The organism is Bacillus cereus group sp. MG16 (assembly GCF_040459875.1).
Classification (GTDB): domain Bacteria; phylum Bacillota; class Bacilli; order Bacillales; family Bacillaceae_G; genus Bacillus_A; species Bacillus_A paranthracis.
Window position 1 is genome coordinate 3,593,349 of sequence record NZ_JARVHE010000001.1, and the last position, 26,907, is coordinate 3,620,255.

A 26,907-nucleotide genomic window follows, 5' to 3' on the forward strand; every position below is an offset into this window, starting at 1 on the left:
CACGACAGCCTTTTACACTATGAATCTATTTATTTTTCTTCGCTTCAATTTTCGCTTGCGCCTCTTCAGCCTTATCTAATGCTTCTGAAACTTTTTTCTCTTTTTCTTTCACATCATCTATACTATCGACAGCTTTAATAAGTTTATCAATTCCTTCTTCTTCTACTTTTCTCCGCTTTGCTACTCTTTCATTCACTTTCTCTTCTACGTCTTTTGCTTTTTGAAGCATATTCTCTGCATTTGATGTTACAGCTGTTTCAAGCGCATCGTCTTTTTTCATTTGTAACACTTCATTTGCAATGTCTTTCGCTTCTAAATACTTACCGTCTTTTAATGCCGTTGCTCCGTGATCCATTTTCTCGGCCATTTCTTTATATGATTTCGCTTCATTTCCTGATTTCTCTTTTTCTGCTTTTTCAAACCACATTGTTGCATCACTATATTTTTCATCTTTCAATGATTGCATACCTGTTTCAATATATGTGTCATAATTGCTACATCCAGCCATTACGACTAATAGAAAAAGCATAACAAAACTTAATTTTTTCATGCTGTTGTCTCCTTTTCTTTGCCTGCTCACTATACTGTAACATACATGAAAAAGAGTTTCAAAAACTAAAATACTAATTTGGTCATTTTTATTATTTTCTTGTTTTTAAACCGACACATCCACTTGTTTTTTCGCCATATGTTGCCTTACTCCAACTAATACAACTAACAATAAACCTCCGCCTATTGTCATCATAACAATGCTAGTTGGCAACATGTCTAACAATAATCCATATACAATCATACCGAGCGGTGCGATTGCAGTCGCAATTGTTTCAAGTAGGCCAAATACACGCCCTAAGTAGCTCGGATCTGTCGTCTTTTGCATATGTACTTGCATCGGAATATTGACAACCATAATTGCTATACCAGTTAACATCATGAAAGCAATATAGTAAATAAAACTTGCTACTTTTGGAATGGTAACTAACAACGGGAATACTGTACATAAACTTAAACCTGCAAACAAAAACAGTCCAGTATAAATAGAACGAAACGGATTATTCACTTCTTTACGCACTGATAAAGTAATCGCACCCATTAGCATTCCGACTGCTAACATTCCCTCTACAGTTCCGAGTTGCTTTGAAGATAAATGCAATGTACGTATGATAATGTATGGCAGTGCAACGGTTAGCCCACAAGCAAAAAAGTTTACCCACAATGCTATTTTCATTAAACCATATATTTCATGTTGTCGTTTTACATATGAAAAACCTTCTTTTATACTCGTCAAGAATTGTTCTTTACTCTCAGCCACTACTTTTTTATATAAATCAAATACAATAAATAATTGCAAAATAACCGCTAAAAAGAACGTAATACTATTTAACAAAAAGAACGACTGAATTGAAAAGAAACCAAATACTACTCCGCCAATAATTGGTCCTAAAATATGTGATAAAGAAGCTGCCGTTTGATTTAAAGCACTCGCTTTTTGAATACGCCCCTCATCTACTAAATTAGGAATAGACGAAGTTAATGCAACAGAATAAAAACTTGCACAAATTGATAATAACGCTGCTGAAACATAAATAAAAAGAAGTGATGGTCCAAATATAGTAGCAAGGATAAACATGATAAGCATCGTTAAACTACTTAATAAATCTGTACCGATGACAAGCCATCTTCGACTCACACGGTCAGCTACAGCACCCGCAATCGGCCCACAAATCATCCTTGGAAGTGATCCGCAAACGAGCGTAGTAGCAAACCCCATTCCTGAACCAGTTGTCTTTAATACGTATAACCCCATTGCGAACGTATAAATACCTGCGCCTAATAAAGACGTCATTTTTCCAATCATCATTAAAATGATATTTCTCGTTGCAATCTTCATTCTTGAATCTGTTTGACCTATACTTACATCTTCCATTCTGACACTCTCCCCTTAAAAGTTAAATTGTGTTAAACTTATTATATAATCAACTTTCCAATTATTACAACAAAAAAGTTTAATTGTATTTAACTTTTTAATTATAAAGGAGCTACAATATGGCAACTCTCGGAGAAAAAATTAAAGCATTACGTAAAGAAAAAAAACTTACACAAACTGAACTAGCAGGTTCAGAATTGACAAAAAGCATGCTTAGTCAAATTGAAAATGGAAAAGCTACACCTTCGATGAAAACATTACAATATATTGCAGAAAAACTTGAATGTGAACCGAGCTTTTTATTAGAAGAAGATGAAGGAAAAATTGTAGAACTCATTCAAAAAATGGAGCCACTAATAAAGGCAAATGGCGATGAAGTATACAAAACTTTACTACCTATCGTTCAAACAGATTTACCTCCAACTTTAAATACAGCTCGTTTATATAAACAGTTCATAACAGCAGCAGCTGTTATGAACGATTATAATATTGAATATTACGTTGAAACCGCTGTTTCTATATTTGAAAAATATACTTTGTATCGCGAAAGTACTGAAACGAAACTACTGTTTTACTATATGCTCTTCAAGCAGAAAAAATATAAAGAATGTTTACAGATGATCGCCACAATTCGCGACGAATATAAAACGAAGAATTTAGAAATGGATCTTATTACACATATACAATTATATTTAAAAGAAGCAATTATTTTACTCGCATATGGCAGTTATGAAAAATGTGAAAAAGTCATTTTAGATGCACTTGCATTTTCAAAAAAACATCAAGTGTATTATAAAACAGATGAATTTTATCGCATTTTATCTTATCAAAAAATCATTACAACTGATAAAGAACAATATTTATATTACATAAAAAAATCGGAGCAATTTGCCATTTTTACAGAAGATACTTTATCCGCTGCAAATATAGATATATTAAAAGCTTATTACTACAACACTATTACGAATGAATATACAATCGCATTAGAACATCTAGAACAATTTCGAGAAAAACTAAAAAATGATCCAATTTTCCAAGACGACGGACTGTATTATCTTGAAAAAGGAAAATCTTTGTATGGTTTAAAACGTTATAAGGAAGCTTTGGAAGCATTAAAACACGCTACCATACCAGATTATATGAGTCATCCACTTGATCAATCGTGGTTATTAACAGCTGGATCTTATCGTGCCCTTTGCTATATAGAACTTCAAGATAAAAAATCTGCCTTAACAGAGGCAAAAGAAGCCGTTCAAACAATAGATAGCTATCCTGATTCGATCTTCTCTTCATTTATTAAAGAAACATTACAAATAATACAAAAACTTTAAGAATGTCTCGAAATGGTATATTATTCCTCTTTTTTAGCAAAGATAATAATGATGGGAGGAATATAAATGAATATTCAACGCGCAAAAGAGCTTTCTGTGTCAGCAGAGCAAGCGAATGTTAGTTTTCAAGGCATGCCTGTTATGATTCAACACGTCGACGAGAGCAATGAAACCGCCCGCATATATGAAGTAAAAAACCCAGGACGCGAATTAACAGTTCCAGTTAATAGCTTAGAGGAAATATAAGAAATGCCACTTCATTTTTTTGAAGTGGCATTTTTCTTTTTTTAGATTACTTATTATACATTTCCTCTATCTTCTATTTTACAGAAGCTGAAAAAATAAGAATTTTCTACTTCTTTTCTTTTTGTGACCTGCTAAAATACAAACTATGGATTAATTATTCACACTATACATTAAGGGGGAAAAATAATGGCATCTAATGTAGAAAAAAACAATTCTTATTATGCAGTTATATTCACTTCCAATTTATCTAATGATACAGCAGATTATAGTACAGTTGCCGATAAAATGGAGGAACTCGCAAAGCAGCAACCTGGATTTCTAGATGTAGAAAGTGTGCGAGATCATTCAGGGCTCGGAATCACAATTTCTTATTGGGAATCACTTGAGGCAATTGATAATTGGAAACGGAACGCCTTACATAAAGAAGCGAAAAAAAGAGGCCGTGAGCAATGGTATGAAAACTTCCACCTACGTATCTGCCTTGTTGAGAAAGAATTTAAGTTTCATAGAGGTACTTTATAACGATGAAGAAAAAATTAGCTCTCGTTGTTGTTCATGAAATATATGGTGTGAACGACCATATGCATCACGTTATCCATCACTTCACTTCATCTCATATAGATGTATTCTGTCCTAATCTGCTACAATCGCAACCTGCATTTCATTATAGTGATGAAGAAAAAGCATATCATTTTTTTATGAATCATATTGGATTTGAAGATGGAAAAAAGCAAATTGAATCATTCATTACTCATCTTTCTAGTCGTTACACACATATTGGACTTATCGGCTTTAGTGTTGGTGCTACCATCTCATGGCTATGTAGTAACAATCCGAACATAGATTTTATTATCGGATGCTACGGTTCCCGTATACGTGACTATATTCATATGAAACCAACATGTGCTACCTTACTTATATTCCCTGAAAAAGAAGCTAGTTTTTCAGTATCCTCTTTCATTCAAACATTGCAGCAACAAAAAAATCCTTTATTAGAAACACACCAACTACACGGTGAACATGGTTTTCTAAATCCGTACACTGAAAAATATAACGGGCACTCTACAAATCAAGCATATAATTTAATAGAGTCATTTCTTGTAAAAAACACTCTTATAAAGGAGATGTAAATGACACTTACATTACTCTTACTGATTTTCATGCTCATTGCCTTTTTCTTAGCGCTAACTATCATTTTTGTAACCGTAAAAAAGGGGGAGTTTTCCAAACGTCCCTACTTACAATCTATTATCGTTTGCATTTTATTTTTTACAAATTGGATTTTATATTTATCAACTTTTTATGCGTTACTTCCCGAGAAAATTAGCGAGTTCCTATTTCTTCCTATTTGGTTTTTCCTTTGTATATTAGGTTTTATCACTTTCTGGCGCGAATGGAGAAACAACCGTGTGTTCTCCATATGTATCGGTTTTCTTTCCTTTATTAGTTTTTTATTTGGGTTATTGTTGTTAGTTCTTTCGGGGATGTGACTGTTATAAAGAGGATAAAAATCCTCTTTATAACAGTTTTTTTCGTTCCATAACGAAAGGAATTATTAAATAAAGAGCGTAAGCAATCACCATCCAAATGGTAAATGATATAATTTGCTGTGAGGAGAATTGTGAGAATAGATTAGAAGAATTATATAAAATGTAAGTATCTAAAATTAAACCGATTGCTGTACCGCATATACCTAACTTAATTACTGCATATTTTGTAGTATCTAGTCTTTTGTATAACCACATTACAAAGTATAAAGCTATCGCTGTTGCTAATTCAAGAAACGTCAATTGTAGAAGAAATCTATTTGAAGTGTATTCTAATAAAACAGAAGAACCGAAAATAATGAAGAACGCTGAGGCAAAAAACCAAACGCCGATAGAAAATAAAATAGTGAGCCAAAGTTTATTATTCATTACCATTACCTCCCTTTTGTAGCTCTATAAACTTTTCCAATAACAGGTGCAACTCACCATATACTTTGTCGCTAGAAAAAGATGGATTGAATAAGGCTTGCAATGCCAATCCGTCAATTAATGCGTTACATAAAACGCTCCACGTTTCAGTTGAAATTTGAGATGTCATTGTACCTCCTATATTTTTATTTAACACTCTTGTTAATTGTTGGTTTTCATAATGTAACAATCCACCAATTTTATTTTTCATCGCATCATTTTGTAATCCACTAGCTACTAATTGAAAAAACAAATGATGATACATTGAACCTTTCACACATCTACTTTTGGCCGACTGTAAAGCCTTTTCTAACTGTACATCCTTTCCTATTTGTTCCCATGACGCTTTACAAAACGATTCCGTTACTTCCAGTAATAATTGATCTTTCGTTTTAAAATGATAATATACGGTACCTTGTGTAACTTGAGCACTCTCTGCAACTGCTTTTAATGTCAACTTTTCCATCCCATGCTCTGCAATAATTTCTTTTGCTGCTTCCAGTAACTTCTCTTTATTAACAACATTCGGTTTTGCCATTTCTATGACCCCCTTTTAAGTTAGTTGAATAACTAATTTAAATTATACAGAAAAATCAGATAAAACAAAAGGAAGAAAAGTCAACTTTCAACTTTTCTTCCTTTTATGTTTACCTTTAGATTTCACTGTCACTGATTCACAAGGCGTATAATAAATTTGAGGTGTCGCCCTATCAACAAACATCATAAACGTAATGAAGCCGATAATAAAGAAAATAAACAACGTTAACAAAATTGCTCCTATCGTTAAAAGTATCATAACACCACCCCTATATTTTTCATGTTATTACACTTTTCGCTATTATATGAGCGTAATCCTTTTTAGAAAAAGAAACGTAACAAAATAATCACAATTACACCCGTTAATACTGTACCTAATAAACTACGAGTATATATCGCTACAAGAAATGTTGGAATTGCTGCAATCAAGTAATCCCACTGCATCGTGTCATGCATAAATAAAACTTGTGCTAAAAGTGCTGCTAATATCGCGATTGGTATGTAATTTAACCATTTTAAACCCCAGTCTGGAATTTGTAGTTTGCTAAATACGAGTAGAGGTAAAATACGTGGCACGAGTGTGACAGCTCCCGCTGCTAATAAAAGTAATAATACGTCTAGTCTCATTTCCATTTTTCAATCACCACTCCAATCGTCGCAGCTAGTAATGTTGCGATAATAACCGCTATACTATCTGGCATAAATAAGTGTGAAACGTACGCAATTATAATCGCTACAATTGCAACAGTAAGATGAATTGCCAGTTTCGGTTTACTACTTATGAGCTGAAGTACAAATAACCCGATAAACATTGCTGGTAATGCATAATCCATACCGTACGTATGCGGATCTGGTATCCACTCACCAAATAGCCCGCCGATAATAGTAGCAAGAATCCAATTTAAATACGCTGTTACGTTAAGACCAATCATCCATCTTTCGCCTAAATATCCTTTTTGCGCTGCATGCTGTACTGCAACAGCGAACGTTTCATCTGTAATTTGCGAACCAATTAGTAAGTTTTTAAATAGAGGCAGTTTCGTAAAGTACGGCGCAAGTGCAGCACTCATAAGAAGGTGGCGCAAGTTAACAAAAAATACAGTAAAAATAATTGCGGAAGCAGGTGCACCAGCTGCATACATACCAGCTAATATAAATTGGGCAGAACCTGCATAAATTAAAGTGGACATAAACGCAATTTCAATAATGGAGAAACCTGCTGTTTTTGCAATTACACCGGCTGCTATACCGATGCTTAAATAGCCAAATACAGTTGGTAAACAATCTTTTACTCCTTGCTGAAATGTATCATCGCTCTGCAAAGCTACATGTGCCTGAGCTTTACTCATCCTTATCATCCTCCATTCCTTTCAAAGTTCGTTTTCCTGTTACGACATGAACTAAATCTATATTTTCACGCCACAATGTATCTAACTTATCAGCTCCAAATTCCTTCGTAATTTCTTCAACCATAATATCGTGGCGCACATACTCTGTAGCAACGAGAACTAGTGCTGGGTCATACGTTGTAACAGCCCACGAAGTGCTATCATTTGAGAAGTTCGCAATTAATACTTCTTCTCCGTCACGCGCAATTACAGTTAAATGACCACCCATTCTCTTTTCAACAACGTGAGGCGTCATATAATTATGGTGAAACGTCGCTCCTATTTTTGTTTCTGGAGCGCCAAATAAGATTGAAAATATATGTACTCCTTCCTCTTCCTTTTGATGAATGTATGGCTCAATTTCATGCACTTGATCTTCCCATACAGAAATCCATAACTCTTCCTTCGCTCTATTAATTATATTGCATATTTCCTTCAAAACACGATTATTTGAGCGAATATGCGAAATTACATCTATTTGTCGCTCTTGTTCTAAACCATTTAATTTCTCATCTAAAAATTCAAAGGACTTCTCAAAGTCTTTTCGCATTCGATTCATTAATTCAGTAGCTGGTACTGGTACATATTTAACTGGTTCAGAAGGTACAATATGTACTGCTCCTTTATCCATTAACTTACCGAGTACCTCGTAAATCATAGAACGAGGTACTCCTGTTTGTTTACTCACTTCATACCCAGTTACTGGGGAATGTTTTAGTAATCCAATATACGCTTTACATTCGTACTGGGAAAAACCTAACTTTTGTAATTCTTTTATAATTTCATCCATTAGTACTCCTCACAATCTAAATCGCTCTAACTTCAAAGCGACGATTTTGCTTACCTTTACTTTTTACTTTATCAATAACAAGTGTTCCTATTTCACTCGTATTTTTCACATGTGTGCCTCCACAAGCTTGTTCGTCTAAATTTTCAATTGTAACAATGCGGATTTCTTGTATAGTAGTTGGCAGGAGGTTTATTGCGGTCTTAATCATTCCTACAGCATTTTCTGCTTCTTCGCGGCTCATATAACGAGTAGAAATTTCTTTATTTTGTTTAATAAGTTTATTCACTTCCTTAACAATTTCTTCTACTTCCACGCTCGATAACTCTTGTAACTCATTAAAATCGATACGTGCTTTGTCAGGATAAATTTGATTTCCAGTGCATAGAGCTCCATACTTTTCATAAACGACAGCTCCGATAAGATGCAGTAAAGAATGATGCCGCATTAAATTATGACGTCTTTCCCAATTAATCTCTAATTTAACGGGACCTAATTTTACTTGAGCTCCATCTTTTATATAGTGAACTATTTCTCCCTGCTCCTTCTTTACTTTTTCAACTTCAAATACAGACCCGTCTTGTACAATGACACCCGTATCACATTCCTGCCCTCCACCAGTTGGATAAAAAACTGTTTCTTTTACAAATACTTTATTTTCTTCTACTTTTATCACTTCTGTTTCGCAACTCGTTTTGTATGCATCTTCTAAATATAATGCCGTTGTCATACTCTCACCTCTTTAGTAGTTATAGTTATACCTACTAATATAAAAAAGAAGCTCTATAAAGTCAATTGATAATTCTGAAATTTAAAATTAATAAAAGACTCCTTTATTAGGAGCCTCCTATCTCAATATTTCATTTGCTTCTTTTTCATAAATTTTATCAAATGAAGTCATAACGCGTTGTGACGCTGAAATCATTTTTTGATCTGTCATAAGATCAGCCATCTCTTTCGTCATATCTACATTTGAATTTTCTAGCATATGATTTTTTACTGTCCCTGTTCCGTTCGGTAAATCAGCAATGTTCCCTTCTGCTAGTGTAAAGCTTTTGTTTTCACGTTGCACGAGACGATTATTCGCATCTGCACCTACCGTTTTTGTTTGCAGGCGAGCAATATTATTTTGTGTTCCCTCATCATATAACGTACCATCTGCTTGTACAGCTACTTTTGCTCCTTCTGGAATACGAATACGTTCATTATTCTCTCCCATTACGAAAGCGCCTGAAGTTGTTTGTAAATAACGATCACTATTTAATGTAAAACTACCGTCTCTCGTTAAAAACGTTTCATTATTTTTAGATGTAACGAAAAACGAAGCTGTGCCAGCAGTTCCGTCATCTAAAAGGAAATCTGTAGCACTATTTGTCATTTGTATATTTCCTTGTACTAAGTTCACATGCGTTGCGGCTGGTACTACAGCGTAATCGACTGAACCGATATTTGTTACAGCTCCGTCACCGCGACGATATGTGTCTTGTACATCAAATACTTTAGAAGTCATATTTTCTGCTTTAAATCCTGTCGTTTGTGCATTTGCAACGTTATTCGAATGAACATTAATGCGCTGCATGTAATTCATCATGCCCATAGAACCTATATAAAGACCGTTCATACTCGATTGAATAAGACAATTGCCTTATTCTTCACCTCTTTTCTATGATGTTTGTAACATTTGTTTCGCTAAATGTTCCGCTGTAGCGATATGTATGTTTTTCTTTACGTCTTGTCCGTCTGTCATTAATACAATGGGAGCTGATGATACCGCTGGAATTTTCAACAATTCACCACTACTTGCTGTTTCATCAAATTTCGTAAATACGATACCATCAATATGAATATCTTTAAAGTTCGTAATGATTTCGATCATATCTTTACTTTTCATCGAAGCTGATAACGTTAAACAAATATAATCCGGCTCTACTTGTCCCATCGTTTCAATCATTTCTTCCACTGTTTCTGACGCACGATAATTTTTTCCAGCTGTATCAATTAAAATATAATCGACGCGCGCTTCTTCTTTAAAGTACGTAAGCGCTCTTGTCATTGCAGCTTCATCACGCACAGCGATTACTTCAAATCCAATTGTCTTTACGTAATCTTGCAGTTGCTGAACTGTCCCAATGCGCGAATGGTCGGTCGTAATGAAACCAACCGTTTTTTTCTTACCGTGAAACTGCCACGCCATTTTCGCAAGTGTCGTCGTTTTTCCAACACCAGTTGGACCGATTAATGCAATTGTTTGTACTTCTTTTTCAAATACATTTTCCGTATTGAAATGAGAGCTCATATCTTCCAATATATATTCGATTACTTCTTCTTCTGTAATCATCGTTGCATTCTCAAACTTCACTTTTAACTTTTCAGCATATGCATGAATGAAATATTGTTCTACATCGTTTTGCTCTAGCATGCGAATTACTTTTTGAATAATAAATGGTACAGATTCTTGCTTTTCTTTTTTTGCAACTACTTCTTCTTTTTTGACAGGAACGACTTTTTTCACAGCTTTTTGCTTTTTCGTTACTTTCGTTTCTTCTGTCTGTTTCACAACGACGATACCTTTTTCAAACAGCTTTAATAGTTTCTCTTTCTTTCTTGCCCATTCTTCACTATTTCCTGTTTGCATCGCCGCGTACGACATAGGAGTCGTCACGTTTTCTAAATTGTGCAGTACCGATTGAATTCCGTTCGCCTTCACAATTTGTTCTGAAGGCTCATTTACAACATCCATTAATTGTTCATGAAATTGAGCTGTGCCTTCGTTCACTTCTTCCTGTTTATCCTCTGGAAAAGCAACTAACATTTCATAATTCTTTTTCCAAAAAAACGGGATATTTCGCTTTACACTTTCATCTACAACGTAATAATAATCTGTACCATATTGGTCAAATAACTTTCGATACAATTCATTTTTCGAAGCTGCTTTTATTCGCATTAACGCTTCTTTCTTTTCTGTACTTTCCATTACTTCACCCCCTACTATTCAATATAGGCAATTTGATCTACAACAATTTCTGGTGCTAATTCGCTAATACAAAGTACTTGCGCTTCTACTTGATAACGCTCAAGAAGTCTTACAATCGCAAACCTGAAATCTTTTCTACGCGTTAATAATACTGGCTCTCTTCCCATTAACCTCGCTTGTTTCAATACGCGTTGTACTTGCTCAACGACTCGCGTTTCTAAATCTAAATCCCAGTTTAATAAATAACCTTGATAAGAATTGTTCACAACGTCTGCATCTAACTCAATTGAATCTGAGAAGAGCGCCGCATATATTTTCCCGTCAGGATTTTTCGCATTTTCACAAATCACTTTTGAAATACATTCACGGACGAATGACGTTACGCCGTCAACATGATTTTGATAAATTTCTTTTCCGTCAATAATACCTTCAATAATAGTTGGTAAATCACGAATAGAAATACCTTCTTTTAGCAATTGCTTAATAACATTTTGAACGAGTGATAAGTCGATTTCTTTCTTCTTAATCTCTTCTAATAAAACGCCGTTATCATTTTCAAGGGAGTTAATTAAGTCTTTTACATGTTGACGCTGAATTAACTCATGCAGATTACGTCTAACGACAACATCTAAATGCGTAATTAATATGCTAAGTGGCTCTAATACTTGATAGCCTTTCATTTGTGCATCTTGTACCATATGTTCTAAAATCCAATATCCATCCTCGCCGAAAATCGGATCTTTCGCTGGTTCTGCATCTAAATCGGCCATTACGTTCGGTGTTTTCAGTGCTAATAAGTAACCTGATTTTAAAACTCCTTCAGCTGCCTTCGCACCTTTAATACGAATAATGTATCGTCCGCGTGGTCTAAAACTCGTATTATCTTTAAAGTTAATTCCAGGAACGTTAATACCAAGGTCGGTAATAATCGATTTCCTCATAAGAACAACTTTATCACGAGCTGTTTCCCCGTTAATTTTCTGCTTTACAAGTGCTGCTAAATCTAAACCTAGTTCTACAATAATTGGATATTTATCTGTAAATACGCCAAATGAATCTTCCACTTGTTGCAGTTGCTCATCTTCGCCTTGAATCATTTCTAATTCTTTTTGAAGCTCATCTTCTTTTTCTTTCTTCATTCGGTTTTTATTTCGAATTCCTAAGAAGATAATTGTTCCACCAACGAGTGCGAATGGTAGAAATGGTAGCGGAGTAAAAATACCCATTGCGATAAATAAACCACCGAGCGCATATACCACGACTTCATGCGCTAATAACTCTTTAAAGATACCTTCCGTTACTGTATCTGGTGAACCGTCAAATACACGCGTTACGATAATACCTGTTGAAATTGCAAGCATTAACGAACCAATTTGGTTTACAATTCCGTCGCCGACAGTTAACTGTGTGTAATGAAGAGCAGCTTCACCAAAGCTCATTCCTTGCTGCATCATTCCGACAATTAAACCGAAAATGATGTTTACGAATAAAATGACAATCCCGAAAATAACGTCCCCTTTAATGAACTTTCCGGCACCATCCATCGCCCCGTAAAACTCTGTTTCCATATTTAATTTTTTTCGTTTCGCTTGTGCATCTTTTTCTGAAATAATACGCTGGTTTAAATCAGCATCGATCGACATTTGTTTCCCTGGTAAAGAATCAAGTGTAAAACGAGCTGCAACTTCAGCTGTACGAGATGCACCGTTTGCAACGATAAACTGGAATATAATTAATACTGTAAAAATAACGATACCAATTAATAAGTTCCCGCCAATTACGAACTGGCCGAACTCTTCAATAACATGACCCGCATTTCCGTTTGTCAAAATCGCTCGCGTCGTCGATACGTTAATCGATACGCGGAAAATCCCGATTAATAACAACATCGTCGGAAATGACTTTAATTCATCCCACTCGTTAATACTTGTTGCTCGCATATAAATAAGCACTGACATACTTAGTAGAAAAACGATAATGATATCAAGTATAAATGGTGGAAGTGGAATTAAGAGCGCCACTACGAATGACGCTGCTAAAAAGATAGAAAAATAGGTTCTTGCAGAATCTATCTTAAACAAAGAGATCTCCTCCAAACGCGCTATTATACTTCAAGTTCGTTCGTTTGAATTAAATAGCGCATAACTTCAATTACAGCTACGTATAAATCTTCTGGAATCGTCTCATCTTCCTCGACTTGATAATATAAAGAACGAGCAAGCGGACGGTTTTCCACCATTGGTATTTCTTGTTCACGGGCAAGTGTTCGTATATATAATGCGAGTTCATCTTCCCCTTTTGCAACGACAATTGGTGCTGCATCAACGTGTTTATTGTACCGAAGTACGACCGAAATATGAGTCGGGTTGTTTACAATAAACGTTGCACCATCCATCTTCTTCGCAATTGTTCCTTGCAATATGGCGTGCATAAAGTTTTTTCGTTTCCCCTTTACTTGCGGATCCCCTTCATTATCTTTATGCTCTTGTTTTACTTCTTCTTTTTTCATCTTAATATCTTGTTCGTACTCCCACTTTTGATAAATGAAATCAATAATAGAAAGAACAATTAATATAATTAAAATAGCTAAGAAGATAAATTTAATTTGTCTAATAATTTCAGTAAGTGACGCAGTCCAATTAAATCCAATCATACTCACGATTTTCTCTAAATTCTTTTTAAAGAGCACGTAAGCGACGTAACCGATTAATCCCATATAAAACAGTGATTTCAAAATATCTACTAAACTTTTACGACTAAACAATCTCGTAAAATAGTTTTTTGGGTTAATGCGTGACGCTTTCGGCTTAATAACTTTAGAAGAAAATAAGAAACCGACTTGAATCATATAATTGAATAAATGAAAAGCGTATACGAGTATTAATATCGGTGCTGATACTTTTAGTAGTAACATCCCCATCATATAAAAATACTCGGTTGAATCTGTATTTTTTCCAATTTGATCAAACAGCACCGATACGGAATTGGCAATCTCAAACCCGAGCCAATCTCCGAAAAAGTAAACGACAACTGCTAATACAAGAATGGAAAATAAATTATTTAAATCTTTACTCCGGGCAATATTCCCTTCTTCACGCGATTTCTTACGCTTCTGCGGGGTGGCCTTTTCTGTTTTATTATCCTTTGCCATGTGCGTCCCCCTACTTCGTTAAGAAAAAGTTAAATAGTTTCGTATATTCCTCAAGCAATACATCCATCATATTTTTAAACACATAACCGAGCATCGGTACACTCATCGCAATAAACAAAATACCACATGTAATTTTAATCACATACGCATTCATAAAAACGTTTAATTGCGGAGCGTTTTTTGCGATTAAAATTAAAACAAAGTTAATGATGAATAAACTTCCCATAAGCGGAAGAGCAATTTCAACCGCTGATGTAATCGCAAATAATAACGTTGCGAGTAGACTATCTAAAAAACTAGTCGTCAGCAATTTTGAAATCGCCTCTGTATATTGAAACGACTTTAAAATCGTGGCAACGAAATAATTAATGCCGCCAAGTGAAATAAAAATAATGAGAAAAAATATATCAAAAATGGTTGATAGTAAAGTAGACTGTGAGCCTGCATTTACATCAAACAAACTTGCTTGTGATAAACCGATATCAAAATCTAAAATATGCCCGGCCATTTTCGGAATGTTCCACAGCATTTCTACAATTTTTGAAAGTGATAATCCAATTACAATTTGCGTTCCTGCATAAGCTGCCACGTCCCAAGTTGTTTTTATGTGTGAGACATCAACTTGATCGGCAACTGTAATGGAAAGAGCAAGTCCAAATGTAACTTTCGCCATCGCTGGAATGGATCGACCAGAGAAAAACGGTAAAAAATATAAAAATGAAGTAATGCGGCAAAACGCAAAAAACGTCGCCGCCCATAATTCCATATTCATTTCAGTTCCCCTATCTTAGTACGAACGCAATAGCGATGGAATTTTATCAAATAAATCTAAAATAAGCGTCGTTAACTCTTGAAACATCCACGGACCTAAAATGATAATAACGAGTACAATACTCGCCATTTTCGGTAAAAACGTCAGCGTTTGCTCTTGAATTTGCATCATTGCCATAATGACAGCGATAATAATAACGACAATCATACTAACGCCGGCAACCGGCATTAAAATCATAACCCCTTTATAAAAAAAGGTTTGAAAAATATCTATAATTGGTGACGTATTCATTTATATGACTCCTATCACATAGCATCAAACGCTTCAGGCGACTGTTTTAAACATAATGTCGACGATTTTTGTATATCCACCTAAATATACGAAAACGAGTATTTTAAACGGTAAACTTAAAATCATCGGCGGTACCATCATCATCCCGAGGTACATTAACAGTGTACTAATAATCAAATCTATAAATACAAACGCTAAATAAATGAACATCCCTGTTAACAATCCCTTTTGAATTTGCGTTAACGTAAAGGATGGTACGAGCGTAAATAAGGAAAGATCCTTTAAATCTTTCGGCAACTCTTCTCCGCGCACTTTCAGCATCATTTTTAAATCATGCTTATACGTATGCTTTGACATATACTCTTTCATAATCGGCGCTGTCGTTTCCGCAGCTTGACTTACTGTTATCTTCTCTTTTGTCATCGGATCCCACACATCGCTCTTTAGCTGCCCAAGAACAGGCTGCATCGTAAAGAGTGATAAAAATAAAGCAAGTCCAACAAGTACTTGGTTCGGTGGTAAATTCATTACCCCAAGTCCTTGACGTGTAATCCCAAGAACGATCATAAAATAAGTAAAATGTGTAAATAATAGAACGATAGATGAAGATAATGATAAAAGGGTAACGAGCGCAAATAACTGTACACTTGAGTTACTCGTAAACTCTTTTCCATTTTCGAAATTAATAAAACCGTTTTGGGCTGCATACGCTGGATTTACAAAAATAATTGAAAAAACGATAGAAAATACGAAAATAACGGCTAATACTGCTAACTGTTTCTTTATTCTCATAATGGATCCTCTACTTTTTTCGTTTCACTCTTCACCGCGTCTTCTAGCGCTTGTTGAAACTGATTTCCTGTTCCTGTTAATTGCACAGACTGTACACCGTTATTACTAATAACAGTGAACACTTGCTTGCCGTCTACTTCAAATAAAAAGGCGCTCGTTTGATGATTTAAATAAACGCCGTCCTTCACTTGAATATGGCCATTTTCACCTTGCTTAAAAAACTGCTGCTTGCGCGTCTTTTTCGTCATATAATATGCACCGTAGCCGAGCGCACCAAACAGTAAAACGACTTGAAATAAGGTCGTCATATACGACATATGACTCCTCCTCTACTCTTTATCTTGCATTTGACTTTGCGCTTTCATAAGCGCAGCTTGCTTCTTGTCAGCTTCAATTTCAGAAATGATAATACCGAACTTCTCGTCCATTACGATCGCTTCCCCAATGCCGACTTTCATATTACTTAAATATACATCTACTTTATGTCCTAAGTTTTTCTCTACTTCGAGAACATCGCCAACTTTTAATTGCTTCACATCACCGAGCGTAATAGATGCCTTTCCAAGCTTTACACCAAGTTCAATCGAAATATCTGAAACAGTATCAATATGTGCTTTACTTGCTTCATTTCGCTTTCCTGCAAAATCTTCTAATCCCATTAATGACACAGGAGATACTTCATGCTTCATATGGATCCTCCTACTCTACAAAACTTTTAAATAAGAGCGCCTTACGCGTTCCATCTTTTCCAATAAAACAATTAAATTTATGCTTTCCATCTACATAACCAAGTAATTCATCCGAAACTTTCGTATGGAGCGGAATTATATCGCCTTCTTCAATTTGTTCAATCTCGCCCATTGTCATCTTCTGCTCACCAATTGCAACGTGAACAGGTTTGTACACTTGATTTACTTTCGCTTCCACTTCAGACGTATACTTTTTACGTTTATCTGAAGAATGTTCAACAATATTTTCAGATGTTAACTTATCCATAATCTCTTCAACAGATAAGAATGGAATTCCGATACGCACCGTCGTATTCCAAAAATCCGTTTTCATATTTACGTTTAATAATGAAATAATATCACTTGCTGTCGTAATCTTTAATGCATTCGGATCTGTCTCTGTCGTTACAAATTTCGGTTCAATCGCAACAACGCTTTCAAATGATTGCTCTAAATTTTTACAAAGAAGCGTAAATATATTATCAAGTGTTAAAAACTCAAATGCGGTAAGTGGTCTGCGCATCGTAAAGTTACGCTTACTATCTCCGCCAAGCCAACATTCATGAATATAAATAACGAATGCTAAATCAATCTCAATAACAATTTCCCCAAGCTCCGGAAGGCCAAGATCAATAACACAATATAAATAATAATCTTTCGGCATTTTCTCCACATACTCACTCGTAAACGGAACTTGCTCAACCGTTGAAGGCTCTAACTCAATCGGAATACGCATACGCGCTGACAACGTCTGTGACGTCTGTTTACCAAATGTAGAAGCAATTGCTTGCAAGCTACGTAAATGCTCAACACCGAACTTCTCCGGTCTATTAAAATCATACTCTTGAAATTTCTCTTGCTTTCCTGCTTCTTGTGCGAAAGCTGGCATTTCCTCGCCTTCATTTACCGCCTTCAGCAGGGCATCAATTTGCTCTTGGCTTAATTTTTCGCCACTCATGACAATCCCCTTCCCTACCTTTTCAATTCAACGATTTCAACATACATCTTCCCGTTTTTCGTCAAAATCTTTCCGGTTCCAATCTCTTCATTCTCAAGCATAAGACGCACCGTATTTTTCGTTGAATTTTCAAGACGATACAATGTACCTTTCGTAATATGAAGCAAATCTTCAATTTTCTTTTTCGTATTTCCGATTTCAAAATAAATTGTTAACGGAATATCATCTTGTAATTTCAAATCTAGCCAACTCCCATATCATGTTCACGAAAATTTCATGTTCTCTCTATATATGAAACTTCTTATTTTGAAACGTCGATATTTAATATTTTTTTAATATATCCTTGCGTTTCTTTAAATGGCGGTACGCCTCCGTACTTTCTCACATTACCAGGGCCAGCATTATAAGAAGCAAGTGCCAATACTAAGTCGCCGTTATTTTTCTTTAAATAACCGCTTAACTCTTTCACACCGCCCTCAATACTTTCAGCTGGTGAAAATGGATTTTTTATACCCATCTCTTTCACATTCGCTGGCATAAGCTGCATAAGCCCCATCGCTCCTGCATGTGACACCGTTTTCGGATTAAAATCAGATTCTACTTCAATCATTTTTTGAATTAACGTTTTCGGAATTCCGTATGTATGACTTACACGATCTATAATATCCTCATACTTCCCTTCATTGGAAGAACGTATTTTTTGAATATTATACTTCTTCGTTAATCCCCACGTATCAACAGCCTCATTTTTCGTTTCTGGGAAACGTCGTTCAAACTCTTTTTGCGCGACTTGCACTTCATCTACGTTCTTCGTTTCAGCCTTTTCTTCAGGCTTACTCGCTTCCTCTACTTTATTAATAGATTGTTCCGGTTTATTTACGACCGTTTCTATTTTCGTAGATTGTACCGGCTGACTCATATCCTCTACCTTTGCCGGCTGCGTAGTACCCTTCGTCTCCTTCGCAGGTTCACTCTGCAACTTTTCTTGAAAACGACTACTAACGAATGCTTGTGGACTACTTAGCTTTTGCTGAATTTGTCCTTTCTTATATGCAAGGACTTCTTTTACTATATTTCCAACTATCATAATATCACCTTTTCGGTAAACAAAGATAATCTAATATTAGAGTTTTTTTTTAAAGTTTGCAATAATCCTTTTAATAATATTGTAATAAAAAAATGAATATATTGTTAAACTGTTATTTTTTTATATTTATTAATTCGAATTTTTAGTTGACACCCGCTATGACAGGGATTACAATAAATCTCGAAATTGATTTTTTCGCATATTACCGTTTTTCAATTTGCAGAAAAGTCAATATAAAAAAATGGGGGTTCTTAATCATGAGAATTAATACAAACATTAATAGCATGCGTACACAAGAGTACATGCGCCAAAACCAAGCTAAAATGAGCAACGCTATGGACCGTTTATCAAGCGGTAAACGTATCAACAACGCTTCTGACGATGCAGCAGGTCTTGCAATCGCAACTCGTATGCGTGCACGTGAAAGCGGATTAAGTGTAGCTGCTAACAACACACAAGACGGTATGTCATTAATCCGTACAGCTGATTCAGCTTTAAACTCTGTATCTAATATTTTACTTCGTATGCGTGACATTGCTAACCAATCTGCGAATGGTACTAATACTTCAGATAACCAAGCTGCACTTCAAAAGGAGTTTGGTGAATTACAAAAACAAATCGATTATATTTCAAGTAACACACAATTTAATGATAAAAACCTTTTAGATGGATCAAATGGTACTATTAATATCCAAACTCTTGATTCTAACGATTCAACTAAGCAAATCGGCATCCAATTAAGCAATGTATCAACTAACTCTTTAGGAATCGATACTCTAAACATCGGAAAAAGTAAAACTTCTCAACAAACTCTTGATAGTGTTACTAATACTATGAATAAACTTAACAGCACACTGTCTTCCGACGCATTAACTACTGCTAATGTTGCAGACAGAGTTAGCGAAGCTAAAGTAGCCTTTGAAAAAATCCAAGGCACATTAAATCATGCTGAGTTGCAAAAAATGCAGCAAGCCTTCAAAAATTATGATAATGCGAAAGATGCTGAAAAAGTTTCAACTGCCGAGGCGATTAAATCTGCCTTCACTGAAGTTTCTGGCAATATTGGTGTTACTAAAATTAGTGCCTCTGCTTTAGAAGAAATTAAAACTGCAATGTTAGATACTCAAAACGCTACTGATACTACCCATTCTGCAAAAGTAGATAAAGCAGTAGAAGCTTTCGGTAAACTTAGAGGTTATTTAACAGATAATCAAGCTCAATCTATTCAAGATAAAATCGATGCTTACAAAAACGATGCGGTTAACGACACTCCAACAAAGAAAGCTGATGCTGCAAAAGATATTGAGCAAGCATTTTCTACATTATTACCAAATATTCAAGTCGCTAGCAATGCAGACGAAGCTATTGCTGCTGCTAATCCACTATCAGCAGTTAAAGCAATCGATGAAGCTCTAAAAAGAATTGCTGATGACCGTGCAAATTTAGGTGCTACATTAAACCGTCTTGACTTTAATGTAAACAACCTTAAGAGTCAATCTGCTAGCATGGCTTCAGCTGCTTCTCAAATCGAAGACGCTGATATGGCGAAAGAAATGTCTGAAATGACTAAGTTCAAAATCTTGAACGAAGCTGGTATCAGCATGCTTTCTCAAGCAAACCAAACTCCACAAATGGTTTCTAAATTATTACAATAAACCATTTGAGTTAGTTTCAAAAATAAACCTCTCTGCTTGCGGAGAGGTTTATTTTTTGTAAAACCTTCCTTTTTTTGATGGGAGAGAGCATCCGCGTGGCGTAGAAGCGGTCAGTGCCTATCTTTATCCCCTCTCATGTTAAAACACAACTAGAAGATAAGCATAAGTCTCTTTTTCTTTTCATAACTGTTTATTGGCTTTAAGCCCATATATAAATCTATAAGATAAGGAGTGTCTATTATGCGTATTGGTACGAATGTTTTGAGTATGAATGCTAGGCAATCACTATATGAGAATGAAAAACGTATGAATGTTGCGATGGAGCATTTGGCTACTGGTAAGAAGTTAAACCATGCTTCTGACAATCCAGCTAATATTGCGATTGTGACTCGTATGCATGCACGAGCAAGTGGTATGCGTGTAGCAATTCGTAATAATGAGGATGCGATATCTATGCTACGTACAGCAGAAGCTGCTCTTCAAACTGTGATGAATATTTTGCAGCGTATGCGTGATTTAGCTGTTCAATCTGCAAATGGTACAAATTCAAATAAAAACCGTGATTCGTTAAATAAAGAGTTTCAGTCTTTAACAGAGCAAATTGGCTATATTGGCGAGACGACTGAGTTTAATGATTTATCCGTGTTCGACGGCCAAAACCGTCCTGTTACGTTAGATGATATTGGTCATACAGTAAATATAACGAAACACATTCCCCCTTCCCCTACACAACATGACATCAACATTTCAACAGAACAAGAAGCAAGAACGGCGATTCGTAAAATTGAAGAGGCTTTACAAAATGTATCACTTCATCGTGCTGATCTTGGGGCTATGATGAATCGTTTACAGTTTAATATTGAAAATTTAAATAGCCAAAGTATGGCCCTAACAGATGCTGCATCTCGAATTGAAGATGCGGATATGGCGCAGGAAATGAGCGATTTTTTAAAGTTTAAATTGTTAACTGAAGTTGCACTTAGTATGGTTTCACAAGCAAATCAAATACCGCAAATGGTTTCCAAGTTACTACAATCTTAAAAAAATCATCTTCCTTCTTTGAAACGATTCCATACAAAACAAAAGGGAAATACATATAAACTATGTATCTCCCTTTTATTTTGTACCCAAATTTTATTACTGCGTTACAGTCATAACCTGTCCACTGCGATCAACCATAATTTTCATTTTACCGTCTTGTGCGTTATATAACCCTAATTTATGCAAATCTTGTTTACATTCTTTTACGAAGAAAGGCAATGTGCGAATTTGATCGATATCAGAGCTCGTAATGAAATGAATTAAATGATGCGTCATTTCTTTTATATCATGAACAAGCTCTTCCTTCTCTCGCTTGATCCTTTCATTTTCAGCTCGTAATACATGTAATTCGCATTCGAGACCACGAGTATTCTTTTCATCTTTTGAACGCTCTGCAGCCATGCTAGAAAGCTTATAGATTCCTTCCATAAACTGATGTAGTTCATGCTCTTTTCTTTCACTACACTGACTAATCGTTTCAAAATTATCAACAATGCCAGATATAACTGTTACAAGATTTTTTTCGTTCTCTGTATTTGGAACTTCAGTTCTTAATTCTTGTTTGTTTTCTTTTTTTATTTCAACAATTGGTTCTTTGACAGGTGTATATTTTCGCTTTCGTCCTGGTTTTTGTTTTTCAATATTTTCAAACGGTATTTCACATTTTTTTAATTTGTAATACGTATTTTGTAATTGACTTTCTGTTTTCGGAAAAAGATTTAGTTCTTTTTTACTAACGTATTTTGAAATATTAATAATGTTTAAACCGTGACGTTGGGAAAATTGATACACTTCATACAGTAACTCTAGCTCAGACTTCAGCCATGTAATCACTGATTTTTCATATGCTCGCATCCCGCCATGTTTTTCTATATCTATTTGAAATAATACCATTCTATTATATAAATCAACTAGTTCTTCATATTTTACTTGGAATTGTTTTTCTATTTTTTTAAATTCCGCTTCTAGTTGCATATCGTTCATTTTATTATTTGACATGTTTTGTAAAAGATTTAATACATTGATTGCTGTGTGGTGATACATACTCTGTGTCACTCTCCCCTCATCCTTTCACAATTCTCATCTGACTCCCATGTCTTTTCAGAAAATAGCAATTTTTTCATATCCATATTATAACATTTCGAAATTATCTGTCAAATATTAAACATACAAAAATGTATAGAAAGTATAGAAATAGAAAAAGATTTTTTATTAATATGCATAATTGCATATGAATCACTTTTAATTATATTATATGGTATTTAGAATGTAATTTCACCGAAAAAATTTGCGTTATCACGAAAAATTACTAAAATAATCCAAAGATACATTTTTATATTTTTAAACAAAAAATCTTCAAATGAAGATTTTTCATACATACAATCACAAATACTACAAAAACGCTCCATCTTTCCACCTATACAGAGTAGAACACTAAAAAGGAACTAACCAATATTACACACGGTTAGTTCCCTTCTCTCCACTAAAAGAATAGAGTTATAAGTAGAAATCTATAAATCTTCAATTGAAATCTCACATCGCGTGTGACTCTATTAAGCACTAACCGCCATCGCCACTCTCAATGTCCCACTTCTTCCACTTACCTAAAAAACCCGCTACATATCTCTGGTCTTAACATGGCATGGGGCTCTATTAGGCACTGACCGCCACCAAGCATGGCTAGAGTTTCTATTCCAGCTAAAAAAAGCTTTTAAATCTCTTTTACAGCACTAACTTATCTACTAAACCAATTAACTCTTGAATATCTGGCTTACTTACTTGCGCATTTGCTCCTACAGCTTCGCCTTTATGGAATAATTCATTTGTAATTAAGGAAGAGAAAATAATGACTGGTAAACGATTCATTACTTCACTATCTTTAACAACTTTCGTTAAATGATGTCCATCCATTTTTGGCATTTCAATATCCGTAATTAGCAAGTGAATATGTTCAAACATTTTCTCCCCTTGCTCTTTCGCTAATTTTTCAATTTGTGCTAACGCTTCTGCACCATTGCTGAAGAAGTTCATTTTCGTATATCCAGCTGATGATAATGTTTCTTCTAATATTTGGCGGAGCATTGCTGAATCCTCTGCAATATAAATCACTTTTTCAGCTCGATCTGTTTTCTGTTCTAACCCTGCAAGTGATTTATTGTCATAACCAGTACCACTAATTTCACATACAATTTTTTCATAATCTAATAGCAAAATAATTTGCCCATCTAGCTTTACAATACCAGATGTCGTTTCTTCTAGTCCCATAGACAATGAAGCTGGTTCATCAATTTGTTCCCATGAAATACGTTGAATACGATGCACTTCATCAACACGGAAAATAACTTTCATTTGATTTAATTCTGAAATAATAAATTTCGTTTGATCAAGTGGCTTTGTCGATTTTAAATTAAGAGCTGTCGCTAAGTTAATAACAGGTAAAATTTCACCGCGTACTTGAACAACACCTTCAACTGCATGATGAGATTCTGGCACAGTTGTAACAGGGAATGGATTAATGATTTCACGTACTTTCATTACGTTAATACTAAATAGGTTTTCACCAACAGTATATGTAACAATCTCTAATTCATTTGTTCCGCTTTCTAATAAAATACTTTGTGCTTGTGACATAAAGGTGTCGCTCCCCTTCCATTAATTCCGTATATCTAATTATTAAGCTTTATAAAAGAGAAAAAGTCAACTATCTATATAAAAAATATAGATAGTTGGACGATTCATTTATTTCAAAAGACAATTAATCTTGTATAAACGAAGCAAGTGCCTCTAATAACACTTCTTGTGCTCCTACAATTTCTGTCGGCATTGCTTCCCACTTTTTCGAAAGCTCCGTTTCTACCCTTATTCTTAGCTCCGAATCCATTTCTTCTAGCACATATTCTTTCGTCGCTATATCAACATCAAGTAGCGCAAGTGCATATAATTCTGGATCATTTATTTTTTTAAATAATTGTTTCAATATAGCTGGTGCAATATGTTTTAATTTTTCAATATGAATTTCCTTATCCGAAAATAGTAACTCATATTGAATAAACGTAACATTATCTTTAATCACTTTAAAATAGCAATTATTTTTTTTATCATTTACAAAATAACCGTTCGGATCTGCAATAATACTCTCTACTTTACGAATTAAATCCGGTAAACTACTCGCCGCCATAACAGTCCGCTGCTCAACCTCACTTGGCGAAATGAATGTAACGCGATACTTATTTTGCGCCATCCTCCTCACCTCTCCTTTTATAGAAATCTATCGTCACATACGATCCAGAAGGCACTGGTCTACTATGAAATGATTATCTCATCCCAACCATCCCAGTAGCTCTCATATCTATGCTCTTACAACTACGTGCAAATCATGTCTGTTATCTACACTTCGATTAAATCTTCTCATATTACCCTAGTAACTCTACATATCTCTGGGCTTTTAAACACCGGTCGAGAATCTATTAGGCACTAACCGCTACCATATATCGCCGGGTCCCCTCTCAAAACTCAAAAAGGGCCTTTAAGGTCTTTTTAGGGCTTTTTAGGGCTTTTAAAAGCTTTTTAAGAGTTTTTCAGTAACTCGATGTTATTGAACCAAAATGCAATCTGCTGATCCGTTATCCCTGATAGTGTAATAAAAAACTCACGGCACTTCATCTCGTCCTTAAACAGTTGATACTTCCATTCTCCTTCACTACCAACACTTACGAAATAAAACTCATGAATACGGCCAATGATTGATTGCTTTTCACCAAATGAATATGCGGGTACTTGCTTAATTTCAAATTGATCAGGTAAATATATATGCTCTTCTCGTTCCATTTTTAACACTTGCTCAGCAAGTTCACGTTTATTTTCGAAAAAAGGCAATTGTAAAATTCGCTCTTGTCTTGTCGTCATACGAATAAAAAACCCTTTCTACTACATTACAATTTTACTTTATGATATATTATCGAATTAAGTTTACAACTTCATTTAATACTTCATCTGACACTTTAATTACTTTCGCATTTCCTTGGAATCCACGTTGATAAAGCATTAAATCAACGAATTCTACAGATAAGTCTACGTTTGAACTTTCTTTTGCTGACCCTCGTACATTACCTGCACCATTCTCACCAGCAACCCCTATTCCTGGAATACCCGCTGATGGTGTCGCAACGTAATTTCCATTTCCTGTTTTCATTAATCCGCCTGAATTCGGGAATGTAGCTACAGCTAGTTGTCCTACAACTTTCATACTACCATCTGAATATTTCATCATAACGAAACCACCGTCAGAAATAGAATAGTCATTTGCAATTGCAGCTGGGCGCCCCGTTACTTCTGTGGTAGAAATAGTTTTCCCTGTCGGATAATTTGTTAATCCGCTTAAATCAAGTGTTAGACCACTACCAAAAGGAATTTGAACAGATCCACCTTTAGTAATTTCTCCAGTTACTGGATCTTTTTGTACAACCTCATCTGTCTCCTTTAAATTTCCTAATGTATCAAATTTAAGATTTTTTTCGCCCGTCATGCCTTGGACAGGCTTAAATTCTTTTTCGTTTTTAGAATCATTCCTTACAGAAACTGTATATGTATATTCGCCTGGCACTGGCTTTTCAACTTCTTTACCATCTACATTCTCTTTTGTAGTCTTTTGCTTAATATTTACACGTAACGTTAACGAGTTTCCTTCCGCATCAAAAACTGTGAATTCGTGAGCTAATGCATTTTGGTTTCTAGGAAGGTTTCCACCTATTGTCGCTTTATCTGTTTGAATCCCACCAACAGCTGATCCCATCGGAATATGAATTGGGCTTGGTCGTGAAGAAAAATCTATTTCTTGTGTTCCGTTTTTCACACCATAACCTAGCACATACTGTCCACCTGTAGTTGTAACATAGTTATCTTTCGATACACCGAAAGACCCTTTTCTCGTATACTCTACATTTCCACCGTTACGATCACCAACTAAAAATAAACCGTTTCCTTCTATCGCTGTCTCCATCTTATCACTAGTTAAAGTAATAGAACCATCACTAAAATCTGTAGATGTCCCACTGAACTTTACACCGTTACCAATACTCTTTGGATTCGTACCAGCATAGGCACCATCACCACGTGAACCAACCGTATTATTATATAGCAAATCATCAAAAATAGCTTTTTGCTTTTTATATCCAACTGTTTGTGCATTTGCAATATTATTTGAAGTAACACTTAATGCATTTTGTGCTGCATTCATCCCTGTAATACTTGTATATAACGCTTTAATCATAACCTTTGTACACTCCTTTTA

The 26,907-nt window shown here is 35.1% G+C and carries 33 protein-coding genes; 7 read left to right on the forward strand and 26 right to left on the reverse strand.

The genetic code is table 11. The features are described from left to right. Positions 1-25 precede the first annotated feature (25 nt). Both QCI73_RS18500 and QCI73_RS18505 read right to left on the reverse strand, forming a co-directional pair. Complete coding sequence (locus QCI73_RS18500) at positions 26-550, reverse strand: DUF4398 domain-containing protein (RefSeq protein WP_000736430.1); 525 nt, start codon at positions 548-550, stop codon at positions 26-28. Positions 551-655: 105 nt separating this feature from the next. Continuing rightward, a complete protein-coding gene (locus tag QCI73_RS18505) occupies positions 656-1,924 on the reverse strand; it encodes an MFS transporter (RefSeq protein WP_353823512.1) in 1,269 nt (422 codons plus the stop codon). 119 nt (positions 1,925-2,043) lie between these two features. Between QCI73_RS18505 and QCI73_RS18510 the strand changes: the two genes are divergently transcribed. The 5 genes from QCI73_RS18510 to QCI73_RS18530 all read left to right on the forward strand — a co-directional run bounded on the left by QCI73_RS18510 (position 2,044) and on the right by QCI73_RS18530 (position 4,991). After that, the gene (locus QCI73_RS18510) at positions 2,044-3,255 is read left to right on the forward strand and encodes a helix-turn-helix domain-containing protein (protein WP_353823513.1); all 1,212 of its coding nucleotides are present in this window, start codon (positions 2,044-2,046) and stop codon (positions 3,253-3,255) included. Between the two features lie 66 nt (positions 3,256-3,321). Continuing rightward, complete coding sequence (locus QCI73_RS18515; protein ID WP_001025740.1) at positions 3,322-3,501, forward strand: H-type small acid-soluble spore protein; 180 nt, start codon at positions 3,322-3,324, stop codon at positions 3,499-3,501. Between the two features lie 186 nt (positions 3,502-3,687). Beyond that, on the forward strand, positions 3,688-4,023 hold the full coding sequence (locus QCI73_RS18520) for an antibiotic biosynthesis monooxygenase family protein (protein ID WP_144660234.1): 336 nt from the start codon (positions 3,688-3,690) through the stop codon (positions 4,021-4,023). Between the two features lie 2 nt (positions 4,024-4,025). Further along, a complete protein-coding gene (locus QCI73_RS18525) occupies positions 4,026-4,631 on the forward strand; it encodes a dienelactone hydrolase family protein (protein ID WP_353823514.1) in 606 nt (201 codons plus the stop codon). Continuing rightward, positions 4,632-4,991, forward strand: a complete 360-nt coding sequence (locus QCI73_RS18530) for a hypothetical protein (protein ID WP_070172121.1) — start codon at positions 4,632-4,634, stop codon at positions 4,989-4,991. Between the two features lie 27 nt (positions 4,992-5,018). Here QCI73_RS18530 and QCI73_RS18535 read toward each other — a convergent pair whose 3' ends face one another. From QCI73_RS18535 to QCI73_RS18625, 19 genes are all read right to left on the reverse strand, one after another. Next, on the reverse strand, positions 5,019-5,417 hold the full coding sequence (locus QCI73_RS18535) for a DUF5367 family protein (protein ID WP_001060578.1): 399 nt from the start codon (positions 5,415-5,417) through the stop codon (positions 5,019-5,021). Beyond that, complete coding sequence (locus tag QCI73_RS18540; protein WP_353823515.1) at positions 5,410-5,994, reverse strand: TetR/AcrR family transcriptional regulator; 585 nt, start codon at positions 5,992-5,994, stop codon at positions 5,410-5,412. The genes QCI73_RS18535 and QCI73_RS18540 overlap by 8 nt, the downstream gene beginning before the upstream one ends. Before the next feature lie 87 nt (positions 5,995-6,081). Further along, positions 6,082-6,252: a DUF3951 domain-containing protein gene (locus tag QCI73_RS18545; protein WP_000602240.1), complete on the reverse strand. Its 171-nt coding sequence runs from the start codon at positions 6,250-6,252 to the stop codon at positions 6,082-6,084. Positions 6,253-6,314: 62 nt separating this feature from the next. Beyond that, positions 6,315-6,626: an AzlD domain-containing protein gene (locus tag QCI73_RS18550; RefSeq protein WP_000425940.1), complete on the reverse strand. Its 312-nt coding sequence runs from the start codon at positions 6,624-6,626 to the stop codon at positions 6,315-6,317. Next, positions 6,617-7,342 (reverse strand): AzlC family ABC transporter permease, encoded by a 726-nt coding sequence (locus QCI73_RS18555; RefSeq protein ID WP_353823516.1) that lies wholly within the window; start codon positions 7,340-7,342, stop codon positions 6,617-6,619. The genes QCI73_RS18550 and QCI73_RS18555 overlap by 10 nt, the downstream gene beginning before the upstream one ends. Then, a complete protein-coding gene (locus QCI73_RS18560; RefSeq protein WP_353823517.1) occupies positions 7,335-8,171 on the reverse strand; it encodes a TrmB family transcriptional regulator in 837 nt (278 codons plus the stop codon). The genes QCI73_RS18555 and QCI73_RS18560 overlap by 8 nt, the downstream gene beginning before the upstream one ends. A gap of 16 nt (positions 8,172-8,187) precedes the next feature. After that, positions 8,188-8,898: an alanyl-tRNA editing protein gene (locus QCI73_RS18565; protein ID WP_327923099.1), complete on the reverse strand. Its 711-nt coding sequence runs from the start codon at positions 8,896-8,898 to the stop codon at positions 8,188-8,190. 117 nt (positions 8,899-9,015) lie between these two features. After that, complete coding sequence (locus QCI73_RS18570) at positions 9,016-9,789, reverse strand: flagellar basal-body rod protein FlgG (protein ID WP_353823518.1); 774 nt, start codon at positions 9,787-9,789, stop codon at positions 9,016-9,018. A 42-nt stretch (positions 9,790-9,831) separates the two neighbouring features. Next, on the reverse strand, positions 9,832-11,142 hold the full coding sequence (gene flhF / locus QCI73_RS18575) for a flagellar biosynthesis GTPase FlhF (protein ID WP_087994367.1): 1,311 nt from the start codon (positions 11,140-11,142) through the stop codon (positions 9,832-9,834). Between the two features lie 14 nt (positions 11,143-11,156). After that, entirely contained in the window at positions 11,157-13,223 is a 2,067-nt protein-coding gene (gene flhA, locus QCI73_RS18580) for a flagellar biosynthesis protein FlhA (RefSeq protein ID WP_000472544.1), read from the reverse strand. Positions 13,224-13,246: 23 nt separating this feature from the next. Beyond that, on the reverse strand, positions 13,247-14,293 hold the full coding sequence (gene flhB, locus QCI73_RS18585; protein WP_044790338.1) for a flagellar type III secretion system protein FlhB: 1,047 nt from the start codon (positions 14,291-14,293) through the stop codon (positions 13,247-13,249). Positions 14,294-14,303: 10 nt separating this feature from the next. After that, positions 14,304-15,065, reverse strand: coding sequence for a flagellar biosynthetic protein FliR (locus QCI73_RS18590; RefSeq protein WP_353823520.1), 762 nt, complete (start codon positions 15,063-15,065; stop codon positions 14,304-14,306). Positions 15,066-15,080: 15 nt separating this feature from the next. Next, positions 15,081-15,356, reverse strand: a complete 276-nt coding sequence (locus tag QCI73_RS18595) for a flagellar biosynthetic protein FliQ (RefSeq protein ID WP_001098085.1) — start codon at positions 15,354-15,356, stop codon at positions 15,081-15,083. A gap of 33 nt (positions 15,357-15,389) precedes the next feature. Further along, positions 15,390-16,148, reverse strand: coding sequence for a flagellar type III secretion system pore protein FliP (locus QCI73_RS18600; RefSeq protein ID WP_353823521.1), 759 nt, complete (start codon positions 16,146-16,148; stop codon positions 15,390-15,392). Next, entirely contained in the window at positions 16,145-16,465 is a 321-nt protein-coding gene (locus QCI73_RS18605) for a hypothetical protein (RefSeq protein WP_000121175.1), read from the reverse strand. The genes QCI73_RS18600 and QCI73_RS18605 overlap by 4 nt, the downstream gene beginning before the upstream one ends. Before the next feature lie 12 nt (positions 16,466-16,477). Continuing rightward, positions 16,478-16,837, reverse strand: a complete 360-nt coding sequence (gene fliN, locus QCI73_RS18610; protein ID WP_000680012.1) for a flagellar motor switch protein FliN — start codon at positions 16,835-16,837, stop codon at positions 16,478-16,480. Between the two features lie 10 nt (positions 16,838-16,847). Next, a complete protein-coding gene (gene fliM / locus QCI73_RS18615) occupies positions 16,848-17,834 on the reverse strand; it encodes a flagellar motor switch protein FliM (protein ID WP_074602232.1) in 987 nt (328 codons plus the stop codon). A gap of 14 nt (positions 17,835-17,848) precedes the next feature. Next, positions 17,849-18,073: a flagellar motor switch protein FliN gene (locus QCI73_RS18620; protein WP_000775712.1), complete on the reverse strand. Its 225-nt coding sequence runs from the start codon at positions 18,071-18,073 to the stop codon at positions 17,849-17,851. A gap of 62 nt (positions 18,074-18,135) precedes the next feature. Further along, a complete protein-coding gene (locus QCI73_RS18625) occupies positions 18,136-18,921 on the reverse strand; it encodes a lytic transglycosylase domain-containing protein (protein ID WP_353823523.1) in 786 nt (261 codons plus the stop codon). Positions 18,922-19,178: 257 nt separating this feature from the next. Between QCI73_RS18625 and QCI73_RS18630 the strand changes: the two genes are divergently transcribed. Then, positions 19,179-20,576, forward strand: coding sequence for a flagellin N-terminal helical domain-containing protein (locus tag QCI73_RS18630; protein WP_353823524.1), 1,398 nt, complete (start codon positions 19,179-19,181; stop codon positions 20,574-20,576). Between the two features lie 240 nt (positions 20,577-20,816). Beyond that, complete coding sequence (locus tag QCI73_RS18635) at positions 20,817-21,617, forward strand: flagellin N-terminal helical domain-containing protein (RefSeq protein ID WP_353823526.1); 801 nt, start codon at positions 20,817-20,819, stop codon at positions 21,615-21,617. A 96-nt stretch (positions 21,618-21,713) separates the two neighbouring features. Here the strand turns inward: QCI73_RS18635 and QCI73_RS18640 are convergent, their stop codons facing one another. The 5 genes from QCI73_RS18640 to flgE all read right to left on the reverse strand — a co-directional run bounded on the left by QCI73_RS18640 (position 21,714) and on the right by flgE (position 26,886). After that, positions 21,714-22,661 (reverse strand): DNA-binding domain-containing protein, encoded by a 948-nt coding sequence (locus tag QCI73_RS18640; RefSeq protein ID WP_353824121.1) that lies wholly within the window; start codon positions 22,659-22,661, stop codon positions 21,714-21,716. A gap of 678 nt (positions 22,662-23,339) precedes the next feature. Continuing rightward, positions 23,340-24,248, reverse strand: coding sequence for a chemotaxis protein (locus QCI73_RS18645; RefSeq protein WP_000075958.1), 909 nt, complete (start codon positions 24,246-24,248; stop codon positions 23,340-23,342). A gap of 124 nt (positions 24,249-24,372) precedes the next feature. Further along, the gene (locus QCI73_RS18650) at positions 24,373-24,858 is read right to left on the reverse strand and encodes a hypothetical protein (RefSeq protein WP_000068312.1); all 486 of its coding nucleotides are present in this window, start codon (positions 24,856-24,858) and stop codon (positions 24,373-24,375) included. 326 nt (positions 24,859-25,184) lie between these two features. After that, positions 25,185-25,523, reverse strand: coding sequence for a DUF3964 family protein (locus QCI73_RS18655; protein ID WP_098585631.1), 339 nt, complete (start codon positions 25,521-25,523; stop codon positions 25,185-25,187). Positions 25,524-25,572: 49 nt separating this feature from the next. After that, positions 25,573-26,886 (reverse strand): flagellar hook protein FlgE, encoded by a 1,314-nt coding sequence (gene flgE / locus QCI73_RS18660; protein ID WP_000588302.1) that lies wholly within the window; start codon positions 26,884-26,886, stop codon positions 25,573-25,575. Positions 26,887-26,907: the final 21 nt, after the last annotated feature.

Excerpts from the sequence above, each read along its gene's own strand:
- QCI73_RS18515 (WP_001025740.1), top strand. The coding sequence starts at position 3,322 with ATGAATATTCAACGCGCAAAAGAGCTTTCTGTGTCAGCAGAGCAAGCG.
- QCI73_RS18500 (WP_000736430.1), bottom strand. The coding sequence starts at position 550 with ATGAAAAAATTAAGTTTTGTTATGCTTTTTCTATTAGTCGTAATGGCT.
- QCI73_RS18650 (WP_000068312.1), bottom strand. The coding sequence starts at position 24,858 with ATGGCGCAAAATAAGTATCGCGTTACATTCATTTCGCCAAGTGAGGTT.
- flhF (WP_087994367.1), bottom strand. The coding sequence starts at position 11,142 with ATGGAAAGTACAGAAAAGAAAGAAGCGTTAATGCGAATAAAAGCAGCT.
- QCI73_RS18625 (WP_353823523.1), bottom strand. The coding sequence starts at position 18,921 with ATGATAGTTGGAAATATAGTAAAAGAAGTCCTTGCATATAAGAAAGGA.
- QCI73_RS18595 (WP_001098085.1), bottom strand. The coding sequence starts at position 15,356 with ATGAATACGTCACCAATTATAGATATTTTTCAAACCTTTTTTTATAAA.
- QCI73_RS18635 (WP_353823526.1), top strand. The coding sequence starts at position 20,817 with ATGCGTATTGGTACGAATGTTTTGAGTATGAATGCTAGGCAATCACTA.
- QCI73_RS18560 (WP_353823517.1), bottom strand. The coding sequence starts at position 8,171 with ATGGATGAAATTATAAAAGAATTACAAAAGTTAGGTTTTTCCCAGTAC.
- QCI73_RS18540 (WP_353823515.1), bottom strand. The coding sequence starts at position 5,994 with ATGGCAAAACCGAATGTTGTTAATAAAGAGAAGTTACTGGAAGCAGCA.
- QCI73_RS18565 (WP_327923099.1), bottom strand. The coding sequence starts at position 8,898 with ATGACAACGGCATTATATTTAGAAGATGCATACAAAACGAGTTGCGAA.
- flhB (WP_044790338.1), bottom strand. The coding sequence starts at position 14,293 with ATGGCAAAGGATAATAAAACAGAAAAGGCCACCCCGCAGAAGCGTAAG.
- QCI73_RS18590 (WP_353823520.1), bottom strand. The coding sequence starts at position 15,065 with ATGAATATGGAATTATGGGCGGCGACGTTTTTTGCGTTTTGCCGCATT.
- QCI73_RS18545 (WP_000602240.1), bottom strand. The coding sequence starts at position 6,252 with ATGATACTTTTAACGATAGGAGCAATTTTGTTAACGTTGTTTATTTTC.
- QCI73_RS18630 (WP_353823524.1), top strand. The coding sequence starts at position 19,179 with ATGAGAATTAATACAAACATTAATAGCATGCGTACACAAGAGTACATG.
- QCI73_RS18550 (WP_000425940.1), bottom strand. The coding sequence starts at position 6,626 with ATGGAAATGAGACTAGACGTATTATTACTTTTATTAGCAGCGGGAGCT.
- QCI73_RS18525 (WP_353823514.1), top strand. The coding sequence starts at position 4,026 with ATGAAGAAAAAATTAGCTCTCGTTGTTGTTCATGAAATATATGGTGTG.
- flgE (WP_000588302.1), bottom strand. The coding sequence starts at position 26,886 with ATGATTAAAGCGTTATATACAAGTATTACAGGGATGAATGCAGCACAA.
- fliM (WP_074602232.1), bottom strand. The coding sequence starts at position 17,834 with ATGAGTGGCGAAAAATTAAGCCAAGAGCAAATTGATGCCCTGCTGAAG.
- QCI73_RS18520 (WP_144660234.1), top strand. The coding sequence starts at position 3,688 with ATGGCATCTAATGTAGAAAAAAACAATTCTTATTATGCAGTTATATTC.
- QCI73_RS18645 (WP_000075958.1), bottom strand. The coding sequence starts at position 24,248 with ATGTCACAAGCACAAAGTATTTTATTAGAAAGCGGAACAAATGAATTA.
- QCI73_RS18605 (WP_000121175.1), bottom strand. The coding sequence starts at position 16,465 with ATGTCGTATATGACGACCTTATTTCAAGTCGTTTTACTGTTTGGTGCG.
- QCI73_RS18600 (WP_353823521.1), bottom strand. The coding sequence starts at position 16,148 with ATGAGAATAAAGAAACAGTTAGCAGTATTAGCCGTTATTTTCGTATTT.
- QCI73_RS18535 (WP_001060578.1), bottom strand. The coding sequence starts at position 5,417 with ATGAATAATAAACTTTGGCTCACTATTTTATTTTCTATCGGCGTTTGG.
- QCI73_RS18530 (WP_070172121.1), top strand. The coding sequence starts at position 4,632 with ATGACACTTACATTACTCTTACTGATTTTCATGCTCATTGCCTTTTTC.
- QCI73_RS18640 (WP_353824121.1), bottom strand. The coding sequence starts at position 22,661 with ATGTATCACCACACAGCAATCAATGTATTAAATCTTTTACAAAACATG.
- QCI73_RS18510 (WP_353823513.1), top strand. The coding sequence starts at position 2,044 with ATGGCAACTCTCGGAGAAAAAATTAAAGCATTACGTAAAGAAAAAAAA.
- fliN (WP_000680012.1), bottom strand. The coding sequence starts at position 16,837 with ATGAAGCATGAAGTATCTCCTGTGTCATTAATGGGATTAGAAGATTTT.
- QCI73_RS18555 (WP_353823516.1), bottom strand. The coding sequence starts at position 7,342 with ATGAGTAAAGCTCAGGCACATGTAGCTTTGCAGAGCGATGATACATTT.
- QCI73_RS18570 (WP_353823518.1), bottom strand. The coding sequence starts at position 9,789 with ATGAACGGTCTTTATATAGGTTCTATGGGCATGATGAATTACATGCAG.
- QCI73_RS18505 (WP_353823512.1), bottom strand. The coding sequence starts at position 1,924 with ATGGAAGATGTAAGTATAGGTCAAACAGATTCAAGAATGAAGATTGCA.
- QCI73_RS18655 (WP_098585631.1), bottom strand. The coding sequence starts at position 25,523 with ATGACGACAAGACAAGAGCGAATTTTACAATTGCCTTTTTTCGAAAAT.